Here is a 21557-nt window from a genome sequence, read left to right as displayed (position 1 = left end):
GCGGCCCAATCAGGCCGAGGTCCATGACGCATCGGCCAGCGCCGTCACGCCGGTGAGCTTGACCAAGCTGTCGTTGGCGCCCAGAGCAACCACGCTGTCGTTGACCAGGATGTAGCTGTCGGCCCCGTAGCGGAAGGCAATGGCCTTGTTGGCGCCGGCCGTGGTAGCGGCCAGGGCCGTTGCATCGAGCAGCGAGGCCGATGCGGCGATGCTGGCCAGTTCGGCGGCAGCAGCGGCGGCCTTCACCGTACCCTTGGCGCCATCCAGTTGGATCGAGTCGGTGCCGCTGGCAAAGCCGGCCACTTCGATGGCCGAAGCCGCCAGCGTGGCCGATGTGCTGAGATTGATGTCCTTGGCCTCGGCGCCCGCCAGGCCCATGATTTTCACGGTGTCGGCACCGGCACCCAGGTTGATCTTGTGCGCAGCCTGGGCGTTGAGCGACACGACAACGCCATTCGTGCCTGCGAGCGTCAGCCCCAGGGCTTTCGTCAGTGCCGTTGCATCGACCCCTGCCACCTGGGCGCCGGTCACCGTGGTGGTCAAGGCCTGGTCACCGAGGATGACGATGCCTTGCGCCTGGGCCGCACTGATCTTGGCCTGGTTGGCCGTGGTTGCGGCCACCGTGCCGGCAGTGCTTCTCACAGTCAGGAACTCGATGTTCGCCACGATGATCTCGTCATGGCCCGTGGCATCGGCCAGCACGATATGGGCGGAATCCGCCGGACCTGAGGCGCCGGTGAAGTTCACGGCCAAGGTGCCGCCTGCGACAGAGTTCTGGATACCGACCATGGTCTCCAGCGAGACCCCAGAGAAGGTGGTGGAGGCCTCTGCAGCATTGACCCACAGCTCGGTCAGGCCGGTAGTGCCTGCGGCACTGAATTGCGCACCCGCTCCTGCGGTGATGTAGACCTTTTCGATACTGTGCAGCACAGGCGCCACCGAAGCGCCAGTTGCCAGGGTCGCCCGCAGGATGTCCATGCCCCCAGCGCCGTCAACCACATCGGAGGAAGACAGCAAGCCTGAAGTGGGCGCCAGAATGGTGTCGTTGTTGCCCGTGGACTTGAACTTGGCTTCGGGCGCCGTGAGGGATATGGCGTCGTCACCGGATGTCAGGACCAAGGTGACGCCGGTGACGAAATCGTCGTCCAGCACAGGCGGCCCGATCCCTGTATTGGCGGGATTGCTGGAGAAATTGTAGGAAGCCACCAGTTCCTTGTTCCAAGCTACCGCTGCCGCATTGAACACGGCCTGGTCGCCCGTAGCATGTTCCAGCCCAGAGAGGATCTGGCCCAATTGCAGGGCAACGATGCCGACATTGGCCTTACCCACCATTTCGAGGTAGTCCCGCAAGGCGGTCTGCAGGCCCGCATTGGGAAGCAGGCCCAGGTTGTTCAGGAGCCCGGTGGAGAGTTGCTCTTCCGTCCTGCCGGCATGGGCCGCTCCGAAAGACAGGGCAAACGCCTGGACGCCATTCGCCGCGGCCATTGCGATCTGGTTGTTGTACACCGCGTAGGAAGGCGACTGGTCATTGAACACCCGGTTCAGGATCGTCGTGACGACGTAGGGCTCATCGAGAAAATTCTGTGCCATCAAAAGCTCCGTAAAAGACCGATCAGACCGAGGTCCACGAGGCGTCGGTCAAGGCCGTCACGCCGGTCAGCTTGACCAGGCTGTCGTTCTCGCCCAAGGCCGCAGCGCCGTCGTTCACCAGGATGTAGGTGTCCGCTCCATAGCGGAAGGCGATGGCCTTGTTGGCGCCGGCCGTGGTGGCGGCCAAGGTCGCAGCAGCAAGCAGCGAGGAGGATGCGGCGATGCTGGCCAGTTCGCTGCTGCTGGGTGCGGCCTTGGCCGCCGGGTTGGCGCTGGTCAGCTGGATCGCATCCGTACCGCTCACGAAGCCGGCCACTTCGATGGCCGAAGCGGCCAGCGTGGCCGCCGTGCTGATGTCCATGTTCTGGGCCGCCATGCCCGCCAGGCCGGCGATGTACACCGTATCGGCGCCGGCGCCCAGGGTGACTTTGTGTGCAGCCTGGGCGTTCAGGGCGATGGAAACACCCTGGGTACCTGCAAGCGTCAGGTCCAGTTTCGCCCTGAAGATGGCCGATGCGTCGATCACGGACAGCTTGTCGCCCGTCACGGTGGTGGTCAGGGCCTGAACGCCGCTAATGACGATCTTCTCGGCCTGGGCAGCGGTGATGCGGGCATGGTTGACCGTGGTGGCAGCCACGGTGCCCGGCGCGCTTTGCACGACCAGGGTTTCGACACCTGCGACGATGATTTCGTCATCGCCTGCGGCGTCCGCGAACACCAGGTTGGCGGAGTCGGCGGGCCCGCCGGCACCGGCAAACTTCACGGTCAGGGCGCCCCCTGCGCCGGAGTTCTGGATACCGACGGTGGTGGCCAAACCCACCCCGGAGAATGTGGCGGGACCTGCCGCTGCATCGACCCGCAAGTCCGCCAGGCCAGTCGCGCCGGCCGCGCTGAACTCGGCCCCCGAACCTGCGGTAATGAGCACCTTTTCGACGCTCTTGAGCGTGGGCGCCACCGCCGCACCTGCCGCCAGAGTCGCCTTGAGGGTGTCGATGCCCAAACCGCCGTCGATGGCGTCGGCACTGGACAGCATGCCGCTGACGGGGGCCAGGATCGTGTCACCCCAGTTGCTGGTTTGCGCGGAAGATATGGCGTCATCACCCGCCGTCAGCGGCAAGGTCAGGCCAAAATCGCCGAGGGGGCCAGCGGGTGAAGGAACGGTGTTGGCGGGATTGGCTGAATACAGGAATGAAGCGTTCAACTCGGCATTCCACGCCACCGCCGCGGCCTTGTACACGGCCATGTCGCCCGTGGCGTTCTCAAGGCCCGACAGTATCTCGCCCAGTTGCACGGCAACGATGCCGACATTGGCTTTGCCCACTGACACCAGGTAGTCCTTCAACGCGGCTTGCAGGCCTGCATTGGGCAGCACCCCCAGGTTGCCCAGGATCTTGGTGGACAGCTCATCCTCTGTCAGACCGGCGAAGCTGGCGCCGAACTGCAGCGCAAACGCCTTCATTCCAATCGAGGTGTGCTCCATTACCTGGTTGTTGTACGACGCGTTGGACGGAGACGCATCGTAGAAAGCGCGGTTCAGCATGTCTACGACTTCGTACAGATACGTTCCGACGACTTTTGGCATCACCAACTCCACAACAGTAATGGTGCATTGAGCGTATCTGTTCTACCCGGCCAACCCATGTGCCAGCCGTCACAAGAAAACATTTTGAAACCCGCTGTACGCCTGCGCGCGCAAAACAGCGCGGAATTGCCTGCTAGCACCGTGCGCCCATCGGTGGGGCATACGATGGGACGCGCCGTTGAACACTTGGCGCAGGATAGTGAGGTTGCAACTCACACGAGGAGAGATCTGGGCGGCCGACGCTACCTCCAGCAGCGAGACTGCAAAACTCGCAATACAAAGTATTTCAGCCCACCGCCCACGATGCGTCGGCCAGCGCCGCCACGCCAGTCAGCTTGACCAGGCTGTCGTTTTCACCCAGTGCCGCGGCGCCGTCGTTCACGAGGATGTAGGTGTCGGCACCGTAGCGGAAGGCGATGGCCTTGTTGGCGCCCGCCGTGGTGGCGGCCAAGGTTGCAGCGGCCAGCAGCGAGGAGGATGCGGCGATGCTGGCCAGCTCGCTGCTGCCGGGCGCGGCCTTGGCCACTGGGTTGGCGCTGCTCAGCTGGATCGCATCCGTACCGCTCACGAAGCCAACGACCTCGATGGCCGATGCTTCCAGCGAGGTGGCGGTACGGATGTCCAGGTCCCGTGCCGCAACGCCTGCCAGTCCGGCGATGAGCACCTTGTCGGCACCATCCCCCAGGGCAACGGTGTGTGCTGCCAGGGCATTGAGCGAAATGGAGACCCCTGAAGTACCGGCAAGCGCCAGGTCCAGGGCAGCCGTGAGCCCCGACGCGTCGATGACGGACAGCTTGGCTGCCACCACCGTGGTGGTCAGCGCCTGGCCGCCAGAGAGGGTGATCTTTTCTGCATGGGCGGCGGTGATCCGGGCCTGGTTGGTGGTGGTCCCCGCCACCAGACCCGCAGCGCTGTACACATTCAGGGTTTCGATGTCCGCAACCATGATTTCGTCGTGGCCCGTGGCGTCGGCAAACACCAGGTTCGCCGAGTCGGTGGGGCCCGAAGCGCTGGCGAACTTCACGGTCAGGGCGCCCCCTGCGCCAGAGTTCTGGATGCCGACAGTGGTGGCCAGGTTCACGCCCGAGAACGTGGCAGGGCCTGCCGCTGCCTCCATCCGCAGGGCCATCAGGCCGGTCGCGCCCGAGGCGCTGAATTGCGCCCCCGCACCCGCCTTGATGAAGACGTTTTCGACGCTTTTCAGCGTGGGAGACACCACCGCTGAGGCATCCAGCGTCGCTCTCAGGGTGTCGATACCCGCAGCACCATCGATTACATCCGCCGTCGAAAGGAAGCCCGCGGTGGGAGCAAGGATGGTGTCGCTGAAGGCCGTGGTCTTGAATTTGGCTTCTGCGGCTGCAGGCGACATCGCATCATCGCCCGAGGTCAGCAAAACCGTCACGCCTGGCAAGCTGGGGCCGATGGGGCCGATGGGCGAGGGCCAGATGTTGGCGGGGTTGGCAGAGTAGTTGTACGAGGCCGCCAGCTCGATGTTCCATGCAATGGCAGCCCCACTGTAGGCTGCCTGATCGCCCGTGGCATTCTCAAGGCCCGACAGGATCGTCCCCAGCTGCAGTGCGACGATGCCCACATTGGCCTTACCCACTTCAACCAAATAATTCTTGACTGCGGTTTGCAGGCCTGCATTCGGCAGCACGCCCAGATTGCCCAAGATCTTGGTGGAGAGTTCTTCCTCCGTCAGGTTGGCAAAGCTGGCACCGAACTGGAGTGCAAAGGCTGCGTTGCTTTCAGGGGTCGTGCCAGCAGCGACCAGTTGGCTATTAAATGACGCGTTCGACGGAACTTGGTTGTTGAACGCACGGTTCAACATGAGGACAGGCTCGTAAAAAGGCCAGATGGTCTTGGGCATCGCGAACTCCGTGGCAACAAGGATGCGCGAAGCGTAGGGGCAGGCCTGAGCAACCGGTGTGTCAGCCGTCACAAACAAACATTTTGAAACCTGCGCGTGCCCACACGCCCAAAACTGGAGGAACGAGGAACTGCCCTCTCAGGCTACCGTCGGCGCAATCGAATCCAGCGGCCAGCGCGGCTTCACGTCGAACGCGTACTCGGTGCTGGCTTGCTGCTGCCCAGACTCCAGGCGCATGGCAGCCGCCATGGCGATCATGGCGCCGTTGTCGGTGCACAGGTGCAGCTCGGGGTAGTGCACGCGCACCTTGTTTTTGGCGCAGGCTTCGTTGAGCTGGTTGCGCAGATGGCGGTTGGCGCCCACGCCGCCGGCCACGACCACGCGCTTCATGCCCGTCTGCTTCAAGGCAGCGAGGGTCTTCTTCACCAGCACCTCGACGATGGCTGCCTCGGTGCTCGCGGCCAGGTCGGCCTTGCGGGGCTCCAGTTCTTCGCCGAGCTTCTTGGCCTGCGTGAGCACGGCGGTCTTGAGGCCGGCGAACGAAAAATCCAGGTTGCCACTGTGCAGCAATGGCCGCGGCAGCTTGAAAGCCGTGGCATCGCCCTGCTCGGCCAATTTGGAGAGCGCGGGGCCGCCCGGGTAGCCCAGGCCCATGAGCTTGGCCGATTTGTCAAAGGCCTCGCCGGCCGCGTCGTCGATGGTTTCGCCCAGGATTTCGTAGCGGCCCACGCCGTCCACGCGCATGAGCTGGGTGTGGCCGCCGGACACCAGCAGTGCGACGAAGGGGAACTCGGGTGGGTCGGCGCTCAAAAAGGGCGAGAGCAGGTGCCCCTCCAGGTGGTGCACGCCCAGCACGGGCTTGCCCAAAGCGGCGCCCAGGGCACATGCCACACCGGCACCCACCAGCAGCGCGCCGGCCAGGCCCGGGCCACGGGTGTAGGCCACCACGTCCACGTCGGCCAGGCTCTTGCCGGATTCGGCCAACACCTGGCTGGCCAGGGGCAGCACGCGGCGGATGTGGTCGCGGCTGGCCAGCTCGGGCACCACGCCGCCATAGGCCTTGTGCATTTCGATCTGGCTGTGCAGCGCGTGGGAAAGCAGTGCGGGCACCTGGCCCTCCACGCGCGTTTCCACCAGGGCCACGCCGGTTTCATCGCAGGAAGACTCAATGCCCAGTATCAACAACGTCATGGCCCCGAGTGTAGAGCGCCGGCCATGGTGGCAAGGCGCCACAATCGGACAACCCCACGCAGAGCAAGCCTCACCCCCCCATGGCCGACGCCCTCCACTTCCATTCGCCCCAGGTGGCGCAGATGCTGCTTCTGGCCCAGCAGGTGCGCGCCTGGGAGCGCGTGGCACCTGCGGAGTACCAGGCCCTGCAGCAGCGCCAGTTGCACACGTTGATGCGCCATGCCCACCAGCACTCGCCCTTCTGGCGCGAGCGCCTGGGGGCGGCCGGGTGGCCCGCTGAGGCATCACCCGGCGCGGTGCTGGCACGCCTGCCGCTGCTCACCCGCGCCGACCTGCAGACGCATTTTGCCGAGGCGCGCGCACGTTGGCCCGGCCTGGAGGAAGCGGGCATCGCCACGTCCACCACCTCGGGCTCCACCGGCGAGCCCGTGCGTGTGGAAAAGGCCAGCGCCATGTACTCGCCCCTGTATGCCGCCATCTCCTGGATGGAGGCCCAATGGCACCAGCGCGATGCGGCGCGCAAGATTGCCGTGCTGGGCACCGGCCTCACCGACGGCACGCGCGACAGCTGGGGCGACATGTACGCCGCACTGGGCCTGCGCGGCCCCTGCGTGGTGCGCAACATCACGCAGCACGGCATGGATTCGCACCTGGACTGGCTGCTGGAGCACCGGCCCGACTACCTCAAGTGCAGCCCGTTGGCTGCGGCCGAGCTGGCGCGCCTGGCGCTGGCGAGGGGCGTGCAGTTGCCCATCCAGCAGGTGATCTCGCAGTCAGAGCGGGTCACGCCCGGCCAGCGGGCTCTGTGCCTGCAGGCTTTTGGCGCGAAGATCATCGACCGCTATTCGTGCGAGGAAACCGGCTGGATCGCGCTGCAGTGCCCGGTGCACGACCACCTGCACCTGCTGGGCGCCACCACGCTGATGGAGATCGTGGATGGTGCGGGCCAGCCCTGCCCCGTGGGCGTACCGGGCAGGGTGCTGGTGACCAGCCTGCACAGCTTTGCCATGCCCATCCTGCGCTACGAGCTGGGCGATATCGCCGAGTGGGGTGCGCCCTGCAACTGCGGCATGGCGCTGCCCGTGATCGCGCGCATGGCGGGCCGCACCCGGCACCAGGTACAGACCGGCAAGGGCCTGCTGCCCATGCCCTTTCTGGGCGATGAGCTGGGCCGCATCGAGCCCATCCGCGCCTTCCGCATGCGCCAGTACGCGGACGGCACGCTGCAGTTGCAGATCGAGGCGCCCCGTGCGCTCACGGCAGACGAGCAGGCCACCGTGCGTGCGGTGTTCGCCGCCAATGGCCTGGCCGACCTGCCCTTGCATGTGGAGCACCTGGCCCGCATCGACTGGCCGCCGGGGCGCAAGCGCGAGGAGTTCGAGCGCGTGGACCGCGCCTTCGAACCGCCCCCTTCAACCCGTTGAAAGGGCTATTGCGGCCAGATCTTGCCCTTGCTCACGAACGCGCCCGCGCTGGTCTTGTAGCCGAAATGGACGTCGGCATTGACCGCTCGCATTTCCGCTTCCGTGAAGTCGAGCGACGGCTTGAACTGCAGCGTGGCGGCGTTGGTCACCTGGCTCGCGAAGGCAATGCCCTCGGCGTCTGCCGGCACCTGGCTGGTCCAGCTGCCATCACCCTTGCGGAAGAACCACAGGTCCGGGGCAGAGCCCTGGGCCGGAATGCGCGCCGCCACCCAGGCGCTAATCTTCGGGTTGGCAGCCACATCCGCCGCCGTCTGCGCCAGGGTGATGCCCAGTTGCAGCGGCTGACCGGCCGTGGACAGCACCGCAGTGGAAACCGTTGCCGTCGCCACCGTGGCGGCCGCCGCCTGCTGATCGGCGGTGCTCACGGTGCCCACGGCAGGGCCCGGGCCCTCCACCGGGTCGGGGTAGGTCGTGGCGGTCCAGGTGATCGCTGCGTACCCGGCAGCGTACCTGGCCATGTCCACGTCGATCGCGCCCTGCACGTCGTACAGCGGGCTCCCGTTGATCTGGCGGATGTAGAGCCAGTTGCCCTGGCTGGTGCTGCCCTTGCTGGCGTCGAGCTGCCCTCCCACGAAGCGCACCGTGCCACCGCCATCGTGCACCACGAGGTGGTCGGCAGCGGGCTCGTTGACCAACCGCGAGAACGTGGTGTCGATGTGCTCGGTGGCCTGGACGTTGGCGTACTCGGCAGCACTCAGGGCCCCCTCTCGGGCCGGTGCCGAGCCGTAGCGCAGGGCAAAGGCGGATTCGGTGCGCTGGGGCGCATAGCCCGAGAACATGAACGAACGGGTGCCCGCAGGGATGTAGATCTTGAATTCCTTGTACTGCAGCTGGTAGCCGGTGAACTCGGGCAAGGCCAGCGATCCGCCGCCCGGGAAGGCACAGCCCCCGGTGGAGTAACCGATGGCGCAGCCCGTGACGCCTTCAGGCGCGTACTGCTGCTTAAAGCCAGTCTTGGTATTGAAGGTGTAGTCGTAAGTGCCGGTAGCAGGGGGCAGCGCGATGCGCAGCGGCGACTGGTGAAGCGAAACGAAATTGGCAGCTTGGGCCAGAGACACCACAGCAGAAAGACACAAAACAACCAGAAACCGCATCGAAACCACTCCAGGCAAAACCAAACAGCCAGCAAAAAGCGCCCAGCGGGCGCCCACCCATTCGGTTATCAACAATAACCTTCAACCCCCACGCCGTGTAGGACATGCCGCACACCAAGACGCGGCCCCGTCCCGCCATACGGGCGTGGCGAGGCTCAGAGGGGCAATCGGCAGGGAAGTTCCTGTAAAGATTCGTGCAACGTCTACGGCCCGCCTGGGCGGGATACGCCGCCTGGGTCAGGACCGCGCAGTGCGCGCCGCCAACAGTTGCTGCACCATGGCCGCCACCGGGGTGGTCTGGGTGTCGTATTGCGACTCGGGGGCGAGCGGGGCCTCATAGGCGCTGTCCCAGCCGGTCAGCCCCGTGATCTGCCCCGCCTTGGCGCGCGCATACAAGCCCTTGGGATCGCGCCTGGCGCACTCCTCCACCGAGGTGCTCAGGTGGATCTCATGGAACTCGCCGGGGGCAAACAGGGCGCGCACCCGCTGGCGGTCGGCCCCGAAGGGGGAAACAAAGGCGCACACCACGGTCATGCCGTTGTGCGCCATCAGCCGCGCGACCTCGCCTGCGCGCCGGATGTTCTCGGCCCGGTCGGCGGCAGACAGCCCCAGGTCGGAGCACAGGCCCTTGCGCAGCTCGTCGCCATCGAGCACGCAGGCCCGGCCACCGGCCTGGTTGAGGGCCTGGGCCAGCGCGGTGGCCAAGGTGGTCTTGCCTGCGGCGGGCAGGCCGGTGATCCAGTAGACGAGGGGGTTCAAACAGGGCTCCAGGCTGGATAGGTCGGTAAATGGTCCACCTCCTACTATGCCAGCCACGGCACCGTCCAACACCCAAAAAAAAGGAGCACGTGTCTCCCTGGCCTGCGTTCTTACCAGCGGTCCGAGCGCATGCGCAGTTCCCACCCGCCGCCGCGCAGCTCGTACACGCCCACGGCGCCGTAGCGCTGCTCGCCCTTGTCGTCCCAGGTCATGGTGCCGATCACTGGTGCATAGCCGTTGATGCTGTGCATGGCCTTGGTGATGTCCTTGGGGTTGGCGGACTTGGCCTTCTGGATAGCGGCGGACAGCACGTAGGTGCTGTCGTAGCTGTAGTGGCCGCCATAGGCCGGGGCCTTCTTGAACTCGGCCACGTACTTTTCGAGGAAGGGCTTGCCGGTGGTGAACTCCTTGGCCTCCAGCACGGGCGAGGTGGCGTAGATGCCTTCCACGATGCCGGCGCCCTTGGCCATGTCGGTGGTCTTGATGGTGTCGCCACCCAAGAGGCGCACCTTGGTGTGGTCGACCTTCTTGAGCGCCTCCAGCAGGGCAATCGCCTGGAAGTCATTCAGGGTGGAGACGATCACCTCGACCTTGGCCGCCTTGAGTTCGCCAGCCAGGGCGTCGAAGGCCGTGGTCTTGTCGTCGAAGGACTTGCGCACCACGACCTCCTTCTTCTCGGCCTTGAGCTGCTCGGCCGCGCCGTCGGCCAGGCCCTTGCCGTAGGGGGTGCCGTCGTCCAGCGCTGCGTAGCGGCTGGCGCCCAGCTGCGTGGCGGCGAACGAGCCGATGGCGCGCGCCTGCAGGGTGTCGTTGGCCACCATGCGGAAGGTGGTGGGAAAGCCCAGCTGCGTGAACTTGGGGTTGGTGGAGATGGCGATCTGCGGGATGTCCTTGGCGGCGTAGATGGGGGCGGTCTCGATGCTCACACCCGAATTAAGGTGGCCGATCACCGCCACCACACCGGCATCCACCAGTTGCTGCGCCACGGTCTTGCCGGTGGCGGCGTCGGCCTTGTCGTCCACGGACACCACCTCCAGCGTCACGCGCTTGCCGTCCACGGTGTAGCCGCCCTTGTTGAGCTCGGCCACGGCCAGGTTCACCCCGTTGAGCAAGTCCTGCCCCAGGGCGGCCAGGGGCCCGCTCAGGGGCTGGGCGACCCCGATCTTGATGGTGTCGGGCACTTTGCCGCAGCCCGCCAACAAGGCGGTGGTGGCCACGGCGGTGAGGGCCAGGCTGGCCGAAAATCGGCGCCGGTCGATGGGCTGGTTCATGCAGGAAACTCCATATCTGTATGTCAATGTGACCGGATGTATATGCGACGCCGCCAAGAGGCGCTATCGGGTATGCCCTCCCAATACACAATCTATTAGCAAGTTTCAGGCCCCGAAAGAGGCTCAGCCGCGCAAGCAAGGGTAGACACCCTCCGCGCACCAGCCCGGCGCACCAATTTGTGGCGTAAATCTTGCTATGCTGACAGCATGAATGAGGCCTTGCGCATAGTGGTGGTTGCCCCCGATCTGGCGGTCGCCGACCCCGACGACGAGCACGCCCTGCTGCAGGCAGAGCGCTCGCGGGCGCTGCGCATCGGCCTGCTGGAAAACAACTTCAACCTGGTAGCCACGCTGCCCGCCGACGTGTTTTTGAGCGAGCGCCTGGCGCAATTGCAGCCGGACCTCATCATCGTGGACGCCGAGAGCGAGGCCCGCGACGCGCTCGAACACGTGGTCATGGCCACGCGCAACGAGCGCCGCCCCATTGTCATGTTCACCAATGACGAGGACACCTCGCACGTGAAGGCGGCCGTGGCCGCCGGTGTTTCGGCCTACATCGTGGCGGGCCTGGCGCCCCAGCGCATCCGCCCCATTCTGGACGTGGCGATGGCGCGCTTTCAGCACGAGCAGGCGCTGCGCGCCGAACTGGCCGATGCCAAGACCGAACTCAAGGACCGCAAGACCATCGACCGCGCCAAGGGCCTGCTGATGGAGCGCCAGGGCCTGACCGAGCAGGCCGCCTATGAAAAGCTGCGCAAGACGGCCATGGACAAAGGCCTCAAGCTCGCCGACGTGGCCCAGCGCATGCTCGACGTGGCCGATCTGCTGGGCTGACCGCCTGCGGCGCACCCTGCGCCGACGCCCCACTGCGCAGCACGCCACCCATTTTCGGAGCTGGGATGGTGCACCGCACAAGATGCGTGCAGCCTGCGCCACTGCCATCGGCCTGCCACCTTGTGGTGCAGGCACGCAAAGCTCCTTTACCGCATTCACCAGAACGCTATTGAATGAATAGCAGGCAGGGGCACTGAGAAGCTGGCACAGGGCTTGCATGAACTGGTCAAGACCAACGACGGTCTTCGATGAGCGGCACCTACCCAATGGCGGGCAGGTACCTCTCGCCACCGGACACAGGCGTCCCACCCGCGCTCGGCGCTGCGTGACTTTATTCGTGAAGTTGCAGCAGCCCGAGCGCCGGGGGGACGCCTTTTTTGTTTTTCACGCCACCAGGGGAGCCCCATGACCGATCTGCTCAAAACCAGTCTCAACCGCCGCACCGTGCTGCAGGCCGCCACCGTGGGCGCCGTGGGCGTGAGCCCAGCGCTGCGCGCCCTCGTACACGCACAGGGCTCCGACGCGCCCGAGAAGAAGGAAGTGAAGATCGGCTTCATCCCGCTGACCGACTGCGCCAGTGTGGTGATGGCCTCGGTGCTGGGCATCGACAAGAAGTACGGCGTGACCATCATCCCCACCAAGGAAGCGAGCTGGGCCGGCGTGCGCGACAAGCTGGTCAACGGCGAGCTCGACTTTGCCCACGTGCTCTACGGCCTGGTCTACGGCGTGCACCTGGGCCTGGCCGGCCCCAAGAAGGACATGGCCGTGCTGATGAACCTGAACCAGAACGGCCAGGCCATCACGCTGTCCAAGAAGCTGGCCGACAAGGGCGCCGTCAACGGTGCAGGCCTGGCCAAGCTCATGGCGAGCGAAAAGCGCGAGTACACCTTCGCCCAGACCTTCCCCACCGGCACCCACGCCATGTGGCTGTACTACTGGCTGGCGGCCCACGGCATCGATCCCATGAAGGATGCCAAGGTCATCACCGTGCCGCCACCGCAGATGGTGGCCAACATGCGCGTGGGCAACATGGACGGCTTCTGCGTGGGCGAGCCCTGGAACCACCGCGCCATCATGGACGGCATCGGCGTGACCGCGACCACTACCCAGGACATCTGGAAGGACCACCCCGAAAAGGTGCTGGGCACCACCTCGGAGTTCGTGCAGAAGTACCCCAACACGGCCCGCGCCGTGACGGCCGCCATCCTGGAAGCCGGCCGCTGGATCGACGAGAGCCTGGGCAACAAGAACAAGATGGCCGAGACCATTGCCGGCAAGGCCTACGTGAACACCGGCGTGGACGCCATCAACCAGCGCATCCTGGGCCGCTACCAGGACGGCATGGGCAAGACCTGGGACGACCCCAACCACATGAAGTTCTACAACGACGGTACGGTGAACTTCCCCTACCTGTCGGACGGCATGTGGTTCCTCACCCAGCACAAGCGCTGGGGCCTGCTCAAGGACCACCCCGACTATGCCGGCGTGGCCAAGGCCATCAACCGCATCGACGTCTACAAGCAGGCGGCCACGGCCTCCAAGACCCCGCTGCCCAAGAGCGACATGCGCACGCACAAGCTCGTGGACGGTGTCGTCTGGGACGGCAAGGATCCCAAGAAATACGCCGACGGGTTCAAGATCAAGGCCTGAGAGCCCATAGCCCATATAGCCCATCGCCCCCGGTCGCCCCACGTTCCCACCCGCACAGGAGATCCACCATGGTCAGTGCCGTTTTCCACTCCCCTCCCGCCGCGCTGCCGGCCGAGCCCGGCGCCACGCCTGCGCGCCCTGCGGCAGCGGGCGTTGCCAGCCCTGCCGAGGTGCGCAAGCAGGCCGCTGCCGAGCCCGCAGCCGCCAAGCGCCCGCCGCGCGACTGGGCGGCCGTGTCGCGCAACTTCTGGATGGCCGTGCTGCCGCCGCTGTGCGGCCTGGGCCTGCTGATCGGGGCCTGGTCGCTGGTGTCGGCCGCCACCGGCAAGAGCATCCCGACGCCACTGGAAACCTGGGCACAGGCCCTGGACATCTTCAGCAACCCCTTCTACCGCAACGGCCCCAATGACCAGGGCGTGGGCTGGAACGTGCTGATGTCGCTGGAGCGCGTGGCGGTGGGCTTCGGCTTGGCGGCGCTGGTCGGCATCCCCGCGGGCTTCGTGATCGGGCGCTTCAATTTTCTCTCGCGCATGTTCAACCCGCTGATCAGCCTGCTGCGCCCGGTGTCGCCGCTGGCCTGGCTGCCCATTGGCCTGCTGGTGTTCAAGGGCGCCAACCCGGCCGCCATCTGGACCATCTTCATCTGCTCCATCTGGCCCATGATCATCAACACCGCCGTGGGCGTGCAGCGCGTGCCGCAGGACTACATGAACGTGGCCCGCGTGCTCAACCTGTCGGAGTGGAAGATCGCCACCAAGATCCTGTTCCCCGCCGTGCTGCCCTACATGCTGACGGGCGTGCGCCTGGCCGTGGGCACGGCCTGGCTGGTGATCGTGGCCGCCGAGATGCTGACCGGCGGCGTAGGCATCGGCTTCTGGGTCTGGGACGAGTGGAACAACCTGAACGTCAAGAACATCATCATCGCGATCTTCGTGATCGGCATCGTGGGGCTGGCGCTGGAGTTCGCGCTCATCAAGCTGGCCACCGCATTCACATTCGAAGAGGTGAAAGCATGAACACCGCAACCACGGCACACGCATCCCACGGCGCCAAGTTCATCGAGGTGCAAGGGGTCGAGCAGACCTTCAAGACCGCCAAGGGCCTGTTCCCGGCGCTCAAGGGGATCGACCTGACCATCGCCAAGGGCGAGTTCGTGGCGCTGATCGGCCACTCGGGCTGCGGCAAGTCCACGCTCCTGAACCTGATCGCCGGCCTGACCACGCCCACGGCCGGCGTCCTGCTGTGCGCCAACAAGGAGATCAAGGGCCCCGGCCCCGAGCGCGCGGTGGTGTTCCAGAACCACTCGCTGCTGCCCTGGCTGACCTGCTTCGACAACGTCTACCTGGCGGTGGAGCGTGTGTTCAGCGGCCGCGAGAGCAAGGCCGAACTCAAGGCGCGCACCGATGCGGCGCTGGCCCTGGTGGGCCTGACGCACGCGGGCCAGAAGCGCCCCGGCGAGATCTCGGGCGGCATGAAGCAGCGCGTGGGCATTGCCCGCGCCCTGTCGATGGAACCCCAGGTGCTGCTGATGGACGAGCCCTTCGGCGCCCTGGATGCCCTGACCCGCGCCAAGCTGCAGGACGAACTGCTGGAGATCGTGGCGCGCACGCAAAGCACCGTGGTGATGGTCACGCACGACGTGGACGAAGCCGTGCTGCTGTCCGACAAGATCGTGATGATGACCAATGGCCCGGCCGCCACCATCGGCGAGGTGCTGCAGGTCGACCTGGCCCGCCCGCGCAAGCGCGTGGAGCTGGCCGAGGACGCGCAGTACGTGCACTACCGCAAGGCGGTCATCGATTTTCTCTACACGCGCCAGGGGCACGTGGAAAAGGCGGCCTGAGCTACCGCGCCGGACAGCCGGCGCGAGAGGTGCGCAAAGGCGCTGGCCGAATGGCCAGCGCCTTTTTTCTCAGTGCGTCCCTGTGATGTATTGCTCCAGCTGCTCGATGATGAATTTCTGCTCGGAGATGATGTCCTTGACCAGGTCACCGATGGAGATCATGCCCACGAGCTTGCCGCCGTCCACCACGGGCAGGTGGCGCAGGCGCCCGGTGCTCATGATCTGCATGCACTGCTCGCTGGTCTGGTCGGGTCGCACGAAGCGCACGGCGCTGGTCATCACGTCGCGCGCCAGCGTGGCGGCCGAGGTGCGGCCCAGCAAGGCGATCTTTCGCGCATAGTCGCGCTCGGTGAAGATGCCCACGATGGCATCCCCCTCGGTGACCACCAGGGCGCCGATGCCCTTGTCGGCCATGAGCTGCAGGGCAGAGAGCACGGAATCGGTGGGCCGGATGGTGTGCACGGTGGAGTCAGGCTTGGACTGGAGAATCTTGGCTACAACGGTCATGGAAACCTCCCTCTGAAAGACGTGGAACGGGTCACAGGGTCATTTCAGCCCATCTGCTCCACGAGCGCAAGCCGAAGCACTCCACGCCGATGTTTCTGCGCTGTTGCACTGCGCTGCGGTCGAAACAAACCGAAAAGAAACGAAACCGTTGCGAGACCCTGCACCAGGGTTAACCCGGCACGATACACCCATGTTCAACGCGCTGCCTCCCCCGGGAACCGGCCTGTTGAGCACCGCAGGAACTCTGTGGATTGTTTCTGATACCGGAACAGTTAGTTTGCGACTAAGTGGTTTTTCTCTGAACACCGCAGGCGTACAGTTCAACCCATCGATGAGCCGAACCCGCAAGGCGACTCACCGAACCCGGTTCAGCAGCTTCATTTGTTTCGCAGCCGTTCCGGTTTTTTTGAGACGCTTTTACCTTCAAGGACTTTCATCATGAACACGACCGCACGCTTCCTCTCCATCGCCGCTGTTGCCGCTTTCGCTTCTTTCGGTGCCCAGGCCGACGAAGCCGACGCTTCGCAATTTGCCACCAAGTTCGAAACCAACCGCACCCGCGCCGAAGTGGCCGCTGAAGCCGCCACCGTGGCCCAGACCCGCAGCATCGAACCCGCTGGCTCGCGCGTGGTGACCTACAAGTCCACCGCCGACCGCGCTGCCGTGCGTGCCCAGGCCGCTGATGCCGTGCGCACCGGCCAGATCTCTGCTGGCGAAATCGGCGCACTGTAATTCGCATCCAGTTGGCGTATTGCCCCGTATTCCCCAGTACCTCGTCCCTATTTTTTGAATTTCACAGGAGTTTCACCATGAACACCACCGCACGTTTCCTCTCCATCGCCGCTGTTGCCGCTTTCGCTTCCTTCGGTGCCCAGGCTGACGAAGCCGATGCTTCGCAGTTCGCCACCAAGTTCGAGACCAGCCGCACCCGTGTCGAAGTGATGGCCGACGCCGCCACCGTGGCCAAGACCCGCAGCACCGAGCCCGCTGGTTCGCGCGTGGTGTCTTACCAATCGACCGCCGACCGCGCTGCCGTGCAAGCCCAGGCTGCCGACGCCGTGCGCATGGGCAAGATCTCTTCGGGCGAACTCGGCTCGATGTAATTTCCCCAGGCTGCAGACCGCACTGCAGCCAGCAGGAAAAAAGGCCGGGGCCCTTCACGGGGCCCCGGCCTTTGCCATTGCAGGCCGCGCACGTCGGCCACGACCTGCCCTGGCTTTTTACTTGCGCGTCGCAGCCACCGCGCCCTGCACTTCCTTCCACAGGTCTTCGCCCACGTTGGCGGCAATGCTGGCGTTCACGGCGCCGAGCTTTTCGCGCATGCGGCTGGCTTCGGCCGACGACAGTTCGTTGACCTGCATGCCCTTGCCCTTCAAGTCGGCCAGCGCCTTGTTGGCCTCGTCGCGGGTGTCCTGGCGCTCGAACTCGCGGCTCTTCTTGGCGGCATCGAGCAGCACCTTCTGCTCGGCCTTCGAGAGACCGTCCCAGTATTTCTTGCTGACCAGCACGATCCAGGGGCTGTAGACGTGGTTGGTGACCGTGAGGTACTTCTGCACCTCATAGAACTTGCTCGACAGGATGGTGTTGTAGGGGTTCTCCTGGCCGTCCACCGTGTTGGTCTCCAGGGCCGTGAACAGTTCCGAGAACGGCAGTGGCACGGCATTCGCGCCCAGGGTCTTGAAGCTGTCGAGGAACACGTTGTTCTGCATCACGCGCAGCTTGATGCCGTTCATGTCCTCGAGCTTGGTGACCGGGCGCTTGCTGTTGGTCAGGTTGCGAAAGCCGTTCTCCCAGTAGACCAGGCCCACGAGGCCTTTTTCCTGCAGCTTGTCCATGACCTTCTGGCCCACGGGGCCGTCGAGCACCACGTCGGCCTCCTTGGCGTTGTTGAACAGGAAGGGCGTGTCCCAGATCGCCATTTCCTTGGTGATGCCGACCAGCGTGGCGGTGGAGCCGACCATCATTTCCTGCGCGCCGCCGATCAGCGCCTGCTGCATCTGCACGTCCGAGCCCAGGGCGGCGGCACCGATGGCGCGCACCTTCATCTTGCCGCCCGAGGCTTTTTCGACCTCCTGCGCGAACAGCTTGGTGGCGCGGCCCTGGTTGGAGACCTCGTTGAGGCCATAGCCAAAGCGGATGATGCGCGGCTTGAAGTCCTGGGCAGCGGCCTGGAACGAGGCGGCGACAGCGGCGACCGACAGGGCGGCCAGCAGGGTACGGCGGAAAGTCTTCATGGTTGTCTCCATTGGGGTGAGCGAAGAAGGAACAGGGGAAAGATCTAGCGCATCCACAGGACCGGCGCGGTCACGATCTGCGGGAATGCCACCAGCAGCGCCAGGATCAGCACATAGGTGAACAGGAAAGGGTTGACGCCCTTGATGACGCTGTGCATCGAGATGCGACCCACGCCGGCCACCACGTTGAGCACGGTGCCCACGGGCGGGGTGATCAGGCCGATGGCGCCGTTGAGCACGAACATCAGGCCGAAGTACACCGGATCGATCCCCGCCTTGACGGCGATGGGCAGCATCACGGGCGCGAAGATCAGGATGGTGGGCGTGAGGTCCAGCGCCGTGCCGATGAGCACCAGCACGATCATCATCACGGCCATCAGCAGGCGCGGATTCTCCACCAGCGGGCCGAGCCAGCCGGTCAGCACCGTGGGCAGATCGGCCAGGGTGATCATGTAGCTGGCCACCTGGGCGCCGGCGCACAGGAACATCACGATGGCCGTGGTCTTGGCGGCGCGCACCAGCACGCCGTAGATCTCGGGCACCCGCATCTCGCGGTGCACGAACAGGGCCACGGCCAGCGCATAGAAGGCGGCGACCACGGCGGCCTCGGTGGGCGTGAACACGCCCGACTTCATGCCGCCGATGATGATCAGCGGCATCAGCAGCGCCCAGAAGGCCTTGGCCGTGGCGCGCAGGCGCTCGCGCAGGGGCAGCGGTGCGCGGCTCGGCGGCAGGTCGATGCCGCGCAGCACCCAGCGCCACGCGAAGATCAGGCCCGCCCCCATCATCAGCCCCGGCACGATGCCCGAGACGAACAGTGCCGAGATCGAGGTATTGGTCGTCACGCCGTAGATCACGAAGGGCATGGACGGCGGGATGATGGGTGCGATGATGCCGCCCGAAGCGATCAGCCCGGCCGAGGTGTTCATCGGGTAGCCCTGCTGACGCATCATGGGCAACAGAATGGTGGCCAGCGCCGCCGTGTCGGCCAGGGCCGAACCGCTCATGCTGGCCATGAGCACGGCCGCACCGATGGCCACGTAGCCCAGGCCACCGCGGATGTGGCCGACCCAGGCCTGCGCCATGTCGATGATGCGCCGGCTGATGCCGCCGGAGTTCATGAGCTCGCCGGCCAGGATGAAAAAGGGCACGGCCAGCAGCGGAAAGCTGTCCACCCCGGCCACCAGGTTCTGGGCCAGCAGCTGCGTGTCGAAGAAATCGAGCACCCAGGCCATGCCGGCACCGGTGAGCACCAGGGCCAGGCCCATGTTCATGCCCGTGCCCATGAACACCAGCATGCCCAGCGAAAAAACAATGAATGCCTGTGCTTCGGGACCCATGGCCATCACTCCACTTCCGCGCCGTGACCGAGGTCCAGCGGCACGCGTTGAATCAATTCGATCAATGCCATCACCGCGATGGCCGCCGCGCACAAAAGGGCAGGCAGCGGCAGCAGCGCCGCCGAATAGCCCAGCACCACCGAATGGCTGCCCAGGCCCACCACCACCTGCTGCCAGGCACCCCAGGCCAGCATCACGCAGGCGGCGATCACCAGCAGGCGGATGAGCGCGGTGAGCAGGCCGAAGGCCAGCGGCCGCCGGGCCAGCAGCCCGGCCAGGCTGGTGAAGGCCATGTGCTCACCTGCGGGATATGCCGCAGCAGCGCCGATGAACACCATCCAGACAAACAGCAGGCGCGACAGCTCCTCGCTGGCTGCGATGCCGCTGCCAAAGCCATAGCGCAGCACCACATTGACGAAGACGGCCACGGCCATCACGCCCAGGCAGCTGGCCATCAGCACCTGGGCCACTTGTTCAAAGCGGCTGGGCACCCTGTGGCCAGGCTCAGGAGGGTTGAGGGAGGTGTCGGCACTCATGGGGTGGCTTCCTGGTGAGCAAGCCAGGCGGACACCTGGGCTTGCAATGCGGGGATGGGTAGGAGCGCATCCAGGCGCAGCACGCCGGGCTCGCCCACGGGCGATTCGAGCGTGGCGAACTGGCTGTCCACCAGCGTGGTGGAAAAGAAGTGGGTGTTCACCCTTGCCGCCACGCGCTCACCGGCAGGAACCCGGTCGATCTCGAGGAAGGCGAAGCGCACGCCGGGGCAGGCGGCGCGCAGGCGGTCGCGGTAGGCCTTTTTCAGGGCCGAGCAGGTGAGCACGGCGCCCTGCGGGTGATCCTGGAGCAACTGGCCCAGCGCGGCCAGCCAGCCCTCGCGGTCGGCGTCGGTCAGGGCGATGCCCTGGCTCATCTTCTCGCGGCTGGCGGCACTGTGGTGGTCGTCCCCTTCGATCAGGGGCAGGCCCTGCTCCGTGGCGACAGCGGCGCCCAGGCTGGACTTGCCGCAGCCGGCCACGCCCATGACCACCAGAAAGACCGGTGACGACACCGATGACGGCAAAGAACTCATATTGGTAGCGCTATCCAACAAACTTCAAAAAAACATCCCGGCGGGATGAGGTGAAAATCAGGTGCCACAGGGGAAAATGCCACACTACTGCGCATGCTGGCCTTGCTCTTGCCCTTGGACAGCGCTATCCTAAATCCATCAGGCCGCAACCACCCGAGGGAAAACCCTTGTCCAGACCCGAACCCAGGCGCCGCTCCAGTGGCCGCGTCACGCTCAGCCATGTGGCAGAAACCGCCGGCGTGAGCCCCATCACCGCCTCGCGCGCGCTGCGCGGCGAGCGCGGGGTGGCCGACGAACTGGTGCAGCGCGTGAAGGCTGCAGTTGAGCAACTGGGCTATGTGCCCGACCCGGCTGCGCGCGCCCTGGCTTCGCAGCGCAGTGTGCAGGTGCCGGTGCTGGTGCCGCTGCTGTCCAACGCGCTGTTCGTGGACGTGCTCGATGCCGTGCACCGCACCCTGTTCCCGCACGGCTACCAGGCCCTGATCGGCGTGACCCACTACGACCCCGATGAAGAAGAGCAGTTGCTGCGCACCTACCTCGCGCACCGCCCGGCGGGCCTGCTGGTCACAGGCTTCGACCGCACCGAATCCGCGCGGCAGATGATTGCCGCCAGCGGCGTGCCCTGCGTGCACCTGATGGAGATGACCTCGGCGCCCGGCGTCTACTGCGTGGGCTTCTCGCAGCAGGACGCGGGCCACCGCATCACGGCCCATCTGCTCGAGCGTGGCCGCCGCCGCGTGGCCTTCGTGGCGGCGCAGCTCGATCCGCGCACCATGCAGCGCGCCGAGGGCTACCGCCGCTGCCTCAAGGAGGCCGGCCTGCACGACCCGCGCCTGGAACTGCTCAGCGCCCAGCCCTCTTCCATCCGCCTGGGGGCAGAGCTGTTCGAGCAGGTGCTGCGCACCCGGCCCGACGTGGACGCCATCTTCTTTTGCAACGACGACCTGGCCCAAGGTGGCCTGCTGGCCGCGCAGCGCCTGGGCATTGCCGTGCCGGGCCAGGTGGCGGTGGCGGGGTTCAACGACCTGGCGGGCAGCGACCAGATGCTGCCCACGCTGACCACGGTGCGCACGCCGCGCTCATCGATCGGCGAGGCCAGCGCGCACATGCTGCTGGCGCTGATGCGCGGCGAGGCGCCGGAGCACAACTCGGTGAACCTGGGGTTCGAACTCACGGTGCGCGAGAGCACCTGAAGGACCTAAAGACGGTGAAAAATGGACCGCTGCGGCGGTTTGCAGC

General features: G+C 65.7%; 20 protein-coding genes. 8 read left to right on the top strand and 12 right to left on the bottom strand.

Going from position 1 to position 21557, the window contains the following annotated elements:
* Positions 1–9 precede the first annotated feature (9 nt).
* The 4 genes from QYL93_RS25460 to tsaD all read right to left on the bottom strand — a co-directional run bounded on the left by QYL93_RS25460 (position 10) and on the right by tsaD (position 6233).
* On the bottom strand, positions 10–1590 hold the full coding sequence (locus QYL93_RS25460; RefSeq protein WP_305746278.1) for a bluetail domain-containing putative surface protein: 1581 nt from the start codon (positions 1588–1590) through the stop codon (positions 10–12).
* Positions 1591–1612: 22 nt separating this feature from the next.
* Positions 1613–3172 (bottom strand): bluetail domain-containing putative surface protein, encoded by a 1560-nt coding sequence (locus QYL93_RS25455; protein ID WP_305746277.1) that lies wholly within the window; start codon positions 3170–3172, stop codon positions 1613–1615.
* Between the two features lie 286 nt (positions 3173–3458).
* Complete coding sequence (locus QYL93_RS25450) at positions 3459–5042, bottom strand: bluetail domain-containing putative surface protein (protein ID WP_305746276.1); 1584 nt, start codon at positions 5040–5042, stop codon at positions 3459–3461.
* 138 nt (positions 5043–5180) lie between these two features.
* On the bottom strand, positions 5181–6233 hold the full coding sequence (gene tsaD / locus QYL93_RS25445) for a tRNA (adenosine(37)-N6)-threonylcarbamoyltransferase complex transferase subunit TsaD (protein WP_305746275.1): 1053 nt from the start codon (positions 6231–6233) through the stop codon (positions 5181–5183).
* Positions 6234–6313: 80 nt separating this feature from the next.
* Between tsaD and QYL93_RS25440 the strand changes: the two genes are divergently transcribed.
* The gene (locus tag QYL93_RS25440; protein WP_305746274.1) at positions 6314–7657 is read left to right on the top strand and encodes a phenylacetate--CoA ligase family protein; all 1344 of its coding nucleotides are present in this window, start codon (positions 6314–6316) and stop codon (positions 7655–7657) included.
* A gap of 5 nt (positions 7658–7662) precedes the next feature.
* On the opposite strand, the gene QYL93_RS25435 is transcribed toward QYL93_RS25440, so the two are convergent.
* The 3 genes from QYL93_RS25435 to QYL93_RS25425 form a co-directional block, all read right to left on the bottom strand.
* Positions 7663–8775 (bottom strand): hypothetical protein, encoded by a 1113-nt coding sequence (locus QYL93_RS25435; RefSeq protein ID WP_305746273.1) that lies wholly within the window; start codon positions 8773–8775, stop codon positions 7663–7665.
* 273 nt (positions 8776–9048) lie between these two features.
* Positions 9049–9570 carry an adenylyl-sulfate kinase gene (cysC, locus tag QYL93_RS25430; RefSeq protein WP_305746272.1) on the bottom strand — a complete coding sequence of 174 codons (522 nt, stop codon included), beginning with the start codon at positions 9568–9570 and terminating at the stop codon, positions 9049–9051.
* A 110-nt stretch (positions 9571–9680) separates the two neighbouring features.
* Entirely contained in the window at positions 9681–10841 is a 1161-nt protein-coding gene (locus QYL93_RS25425) for a branched-chain amino acid ABC transporter substrate-binding protein (RefSeq protein ID WP_305746271.1), read from the bottom strand.
* A gap of 207 nt (positions 10842–11048) precedes the next feature.
* On the opposite strand from QYL93_RS25425, the gene QYL93_RS25420 reads away from it, so the two are divergent.
* From QYL93_RS25420 to QYL93_RS25405, 4 genes are all read left to right on the top strand, one after another.
* Positions 11049–11675, top strand: a complete 627-nt coding sequence (locus QYL93_RS25420; protein ID WP_305746270.1) for an ANTAR domain-containing response regulator — start codon at positions 11049–11051, stop codon at positions 11673–11675.
* 405 nt (positions 11676–12080) lie between these two features.
* Positions 12081–13325, top strand: coding sequence for a CmpA/NrtA family ABC transporter substrate-binding protein (locus QYL93_RS25415; protein WP_305746269.1), 1245 nt, complete (start codon positions 12081–12083; stop codon positions 13323–13325).
* Between the two features lie 68 nt (positions 13326–13393).
* Positions 13394–14341 (top strand): nitrate ABC transporter permease, encoded by a 948-nt coding sequence (gene ntrB, locus QYL93_RS25410; RefSeq protein ID WP_305746268.1) that lies wholly within the window; start codon positions 13394–13396, stop codon positions 14339–14341.
* Entirely contained in the window at positions 14338–15168 is an 831-nt protein-coding gene (locus QYL93_RS25405) for an ABC transporter ATP-binding protein (RefSeq protein ID WP_305746267.1), read from the top strand. The genes ntrB and QYL93_RS25405 overlap by 4 nt, the downstream gene beginning before the upstream one ends.
* Before the next feature lie 69 nt (positions 15169–15237).
* Here the strand turns inward: QYL93_RS25405 and QYL93_RS25400 are convergent, their stop codons facing one another.
* Positions 15238–15675, bottom strand: coding sequence for a CBS domain-containing protein (locus tag QYL93_RS25400; protein WP_305746266.1), 438 nt, complete (start codon positions 15673–15675; stop codon positions 15238–15240).
* 438 nt (positions 15676–16113) lie between these two features.
* Between QYL93_RS25400 and QYL93_RS25395 the strand changes: the two genes are divergently transcribed.
* The gene (locus QYL93_RS25395; RefSeq protein ID WP_179681350.1) at positions 16114–16407 is read left to right on the top strand and encodes a DUF4148 domain-containing protein; all 294 of its coding nucleotides are present in this window, start codon (positions 16114–16116) and stop codon (positions 16405–16407) included.
* Between the two features lie 77 nt (positions 16408–16484).
* Complete coding sequence (locus tag QYL93_RS25390; RefSeq protein ID WP_305746265.1) at positions 16485–16778, top strand: DUF4148 domain-containing protein; 294 nt, start codon at positions 16485–16487, stop codon at positions 16776–16778.
* 117 nt (positions 16779–16895) lie between these two features.
* Here the strand turns inward: QYL93_RS25390 and QYL93_RS25385 are convergent, their stop codons facing one another.
* The 4 genes from QYL93_RS25385 to QYL93_RS25370 are packed head-to-tail and all read right to left on the bottom strand — an operon-like array spanning position 16896 to position 20318.
* A complete protein-coding gene (locus tag QYL93_RS25385) occupies positions 16896–17909 on the bottom strand; it encodes a TRAP transporter substrate-binding protein (protein ID WP_305746264.1) in 1014 nt (337 codons plus the stop codon).
* A gap of 44 nt (positions 17910–17953) precedes the next feature.
* Positions 17954–19249 carry a TRAP transporter large permease gene (locus QYL93_RS25380; protein ID WP_370877036.1) on the bottom strand — a complete coding sequence of 432 codons (1296 nt, stop codon included), beginning with the start codon at positions 19247–19249 and terminating at the stop codon, positions 17954–17956.
* A gap of 5 nt (positions 19250–19254) precedes the next feature.
* Positions 19255–19785 carry a TRAP transporter small permease gene (locus QYL93_RS25375; RefSeq protein ID WP_305746263.1) on the bottom strand — a complete coding sequence of 177 codons (531 nt, stop codon included), beginning with the start codon at positions 19783–19785 and terminating at the stop codon, positions 19255–19257.
* Positions 19782–20318, bottom strand: coding sequence for a gluconokinase (locus QYL93_RS25370; RefSeq protein WP_370877035.1), 537 nt, complete (start codon positions 20316–20318; stop codon positions 19782–19784). The genes QYL93_RS25375 and QYL93_RS25370 overlap by 4 nt, the downstream gene beginning before the upstream one ends.
* Positions 20319–20485: 167 nt before the next feature.
* Between QYL93_RS25370 and QYL93_RS25365 the strand changes: the two genes are divergently transcribed.
* Entirely contained in the window at positions 20486–21511 is a 1026-nt protein-coding gene (locus QYL93_RS25365; RefSeq protein WP_057199671.1) for a LacI family DNA-binding transcriptional regulator, read from the top strand.
* Positions 21512–21557 lie beyond the last annotated feature (46 nt).

The sequence above is a fragment of the Acidovorax sp. A1169 genome (assembly GCF_030704685.1).
GTDB lineage: Bacteria > Pseudomonadota > Gammaproteobacteria > Burkholderiales > Burkholderiaceae_C > Acidovorax.
Note: the sequence above shows the minus strand (reverse complement) of the source record. Positions and strands in the feature narration are given on the sequence as shown.

Excerpts from the sequence above, each read along its gene's own strand:
- QYL93_RS25390 (WP_305746265.1), top strand. The coding sequence starts at position 16,485 with ATGAACACCACCGCACGTTTCCTCTCCATCGCCGCTGTTGCCGCTTTC.
- QYL93_RS25420 (WP_305746270.1), top strand. The coding sequence starts at position 11,049 with ATGAATGAGGCCTTGCGCATAGTGGTGGTTGCCCCCGATCTGGCGGTC.
- ntrB (WP_305746268.1), top strand. The coding sequence starts at position 13,394 with ATGGTCAGTGCCGTTTTCCACTCCCCTCCCGCCGCGCTGCCGGCCGAG.
- QYL93_RS25395 (WP_179681350.1), top strand. The coding sequence starts at position 16,114 with ATGAACACGACCGCACGCTTCCTCTCCATCGCCGCTGTTGCCGCTTTC.
- QYL93_RS25400 (WP_305746266.1), bottom strand. The coding sequence starts at position 15,675 with ATGACCGTTGTAGCCAAGATTCTCCAGTCCAAGCCTGACTCCACCGTG.
- QYL93_RS25425 (WP_305746271.1), bottom strand. The coding sequence starts at position 10,841 with ATGAACCAGCCCATCGACCGGCGCCGATTTTCGGCCAGCCTGGCCCTC.
- tsaD (WP_305746275.1), bottom strand. The coding sequence starts at position 6,233 with ATGACGTTGTTGATACTGGGCATTGAGTCTTCCTGCGATGAAACCGGC.
- QYL93_RS25440 (WP_305746274.1), top strand. The coding sequence starts at position 6,314 with ATGGCCGACGCCCTCCACTTCCATTCGCCCCAGGTGGCGCAGATGCTG.
- QYL93_RS25450 (WP_305746276.1), bottom strand. The coding sequence starts at position 5,042 with ATGCCCAAGACCATCTGGCCTTTTTACGAGCCTGTCCTCATGTTGAAC.
- QYL93_RS25415 (WP_305746269.1), top strand. The coding sequence starts at position 12,081 with ATGACCGATCTGCTCAAAACCAGTCTCAACCGCCGCACCGTGCTGCAG.
- QYL93_RS25375 (WP_305746263.1), bottom strand. The coding sequence starts at position 19,785 with ATGAGTGCCGACACCTCCCTCAACCCTCCTGAGCCTGGCCACAGGGTG.
- QYL93_RS25405 (WP_305746267.1), top strand. The coding sequence starts at position 14,338 with ATGAACACCGCAACCACGGCACACGCATCCCACGGCGCCAAGTTCATC.
- QYL93_RS25370 (WP_370877035.1), bottom strand. The coding sequence starts at position 20,318 with ATGAGTTCTTTGCCGTCATCGGTGTCGTCACCGGTCTTTCTGGTGGTC.
- QYL93_RS25460 (WP_305746278.1), bottom strand. The coding sequence starts at position 1,590 with ATGGCACAGAATTTTCTCGATGAGCCCTACGTCGTCACGACGATCCTG.
- QYL93_RS25455 (WP_305746277.1), bottom strand. The coding sequence starts at position 3,172 with ATGCCAAAAGTCGTCGGAACGTATCTGTACGAAGTCGTAGACATGCTG.
- QYL93_RS25385 (WP_305746264.1), bottom strand. The coding sequence starts at position 17,909 with ATGAAGACTTTCCGCCGTACCCTGCTGGCCGCCCTGTCGGTCGCCGCT.
- QYL93_RS25380 (WP_370877036.1), bottom strand. The coding sequence starts at position 19,249 with ATGGGTCCCGAAGCACAGGCATTCATTGTTTTTTCGCTGGGCATGCTG.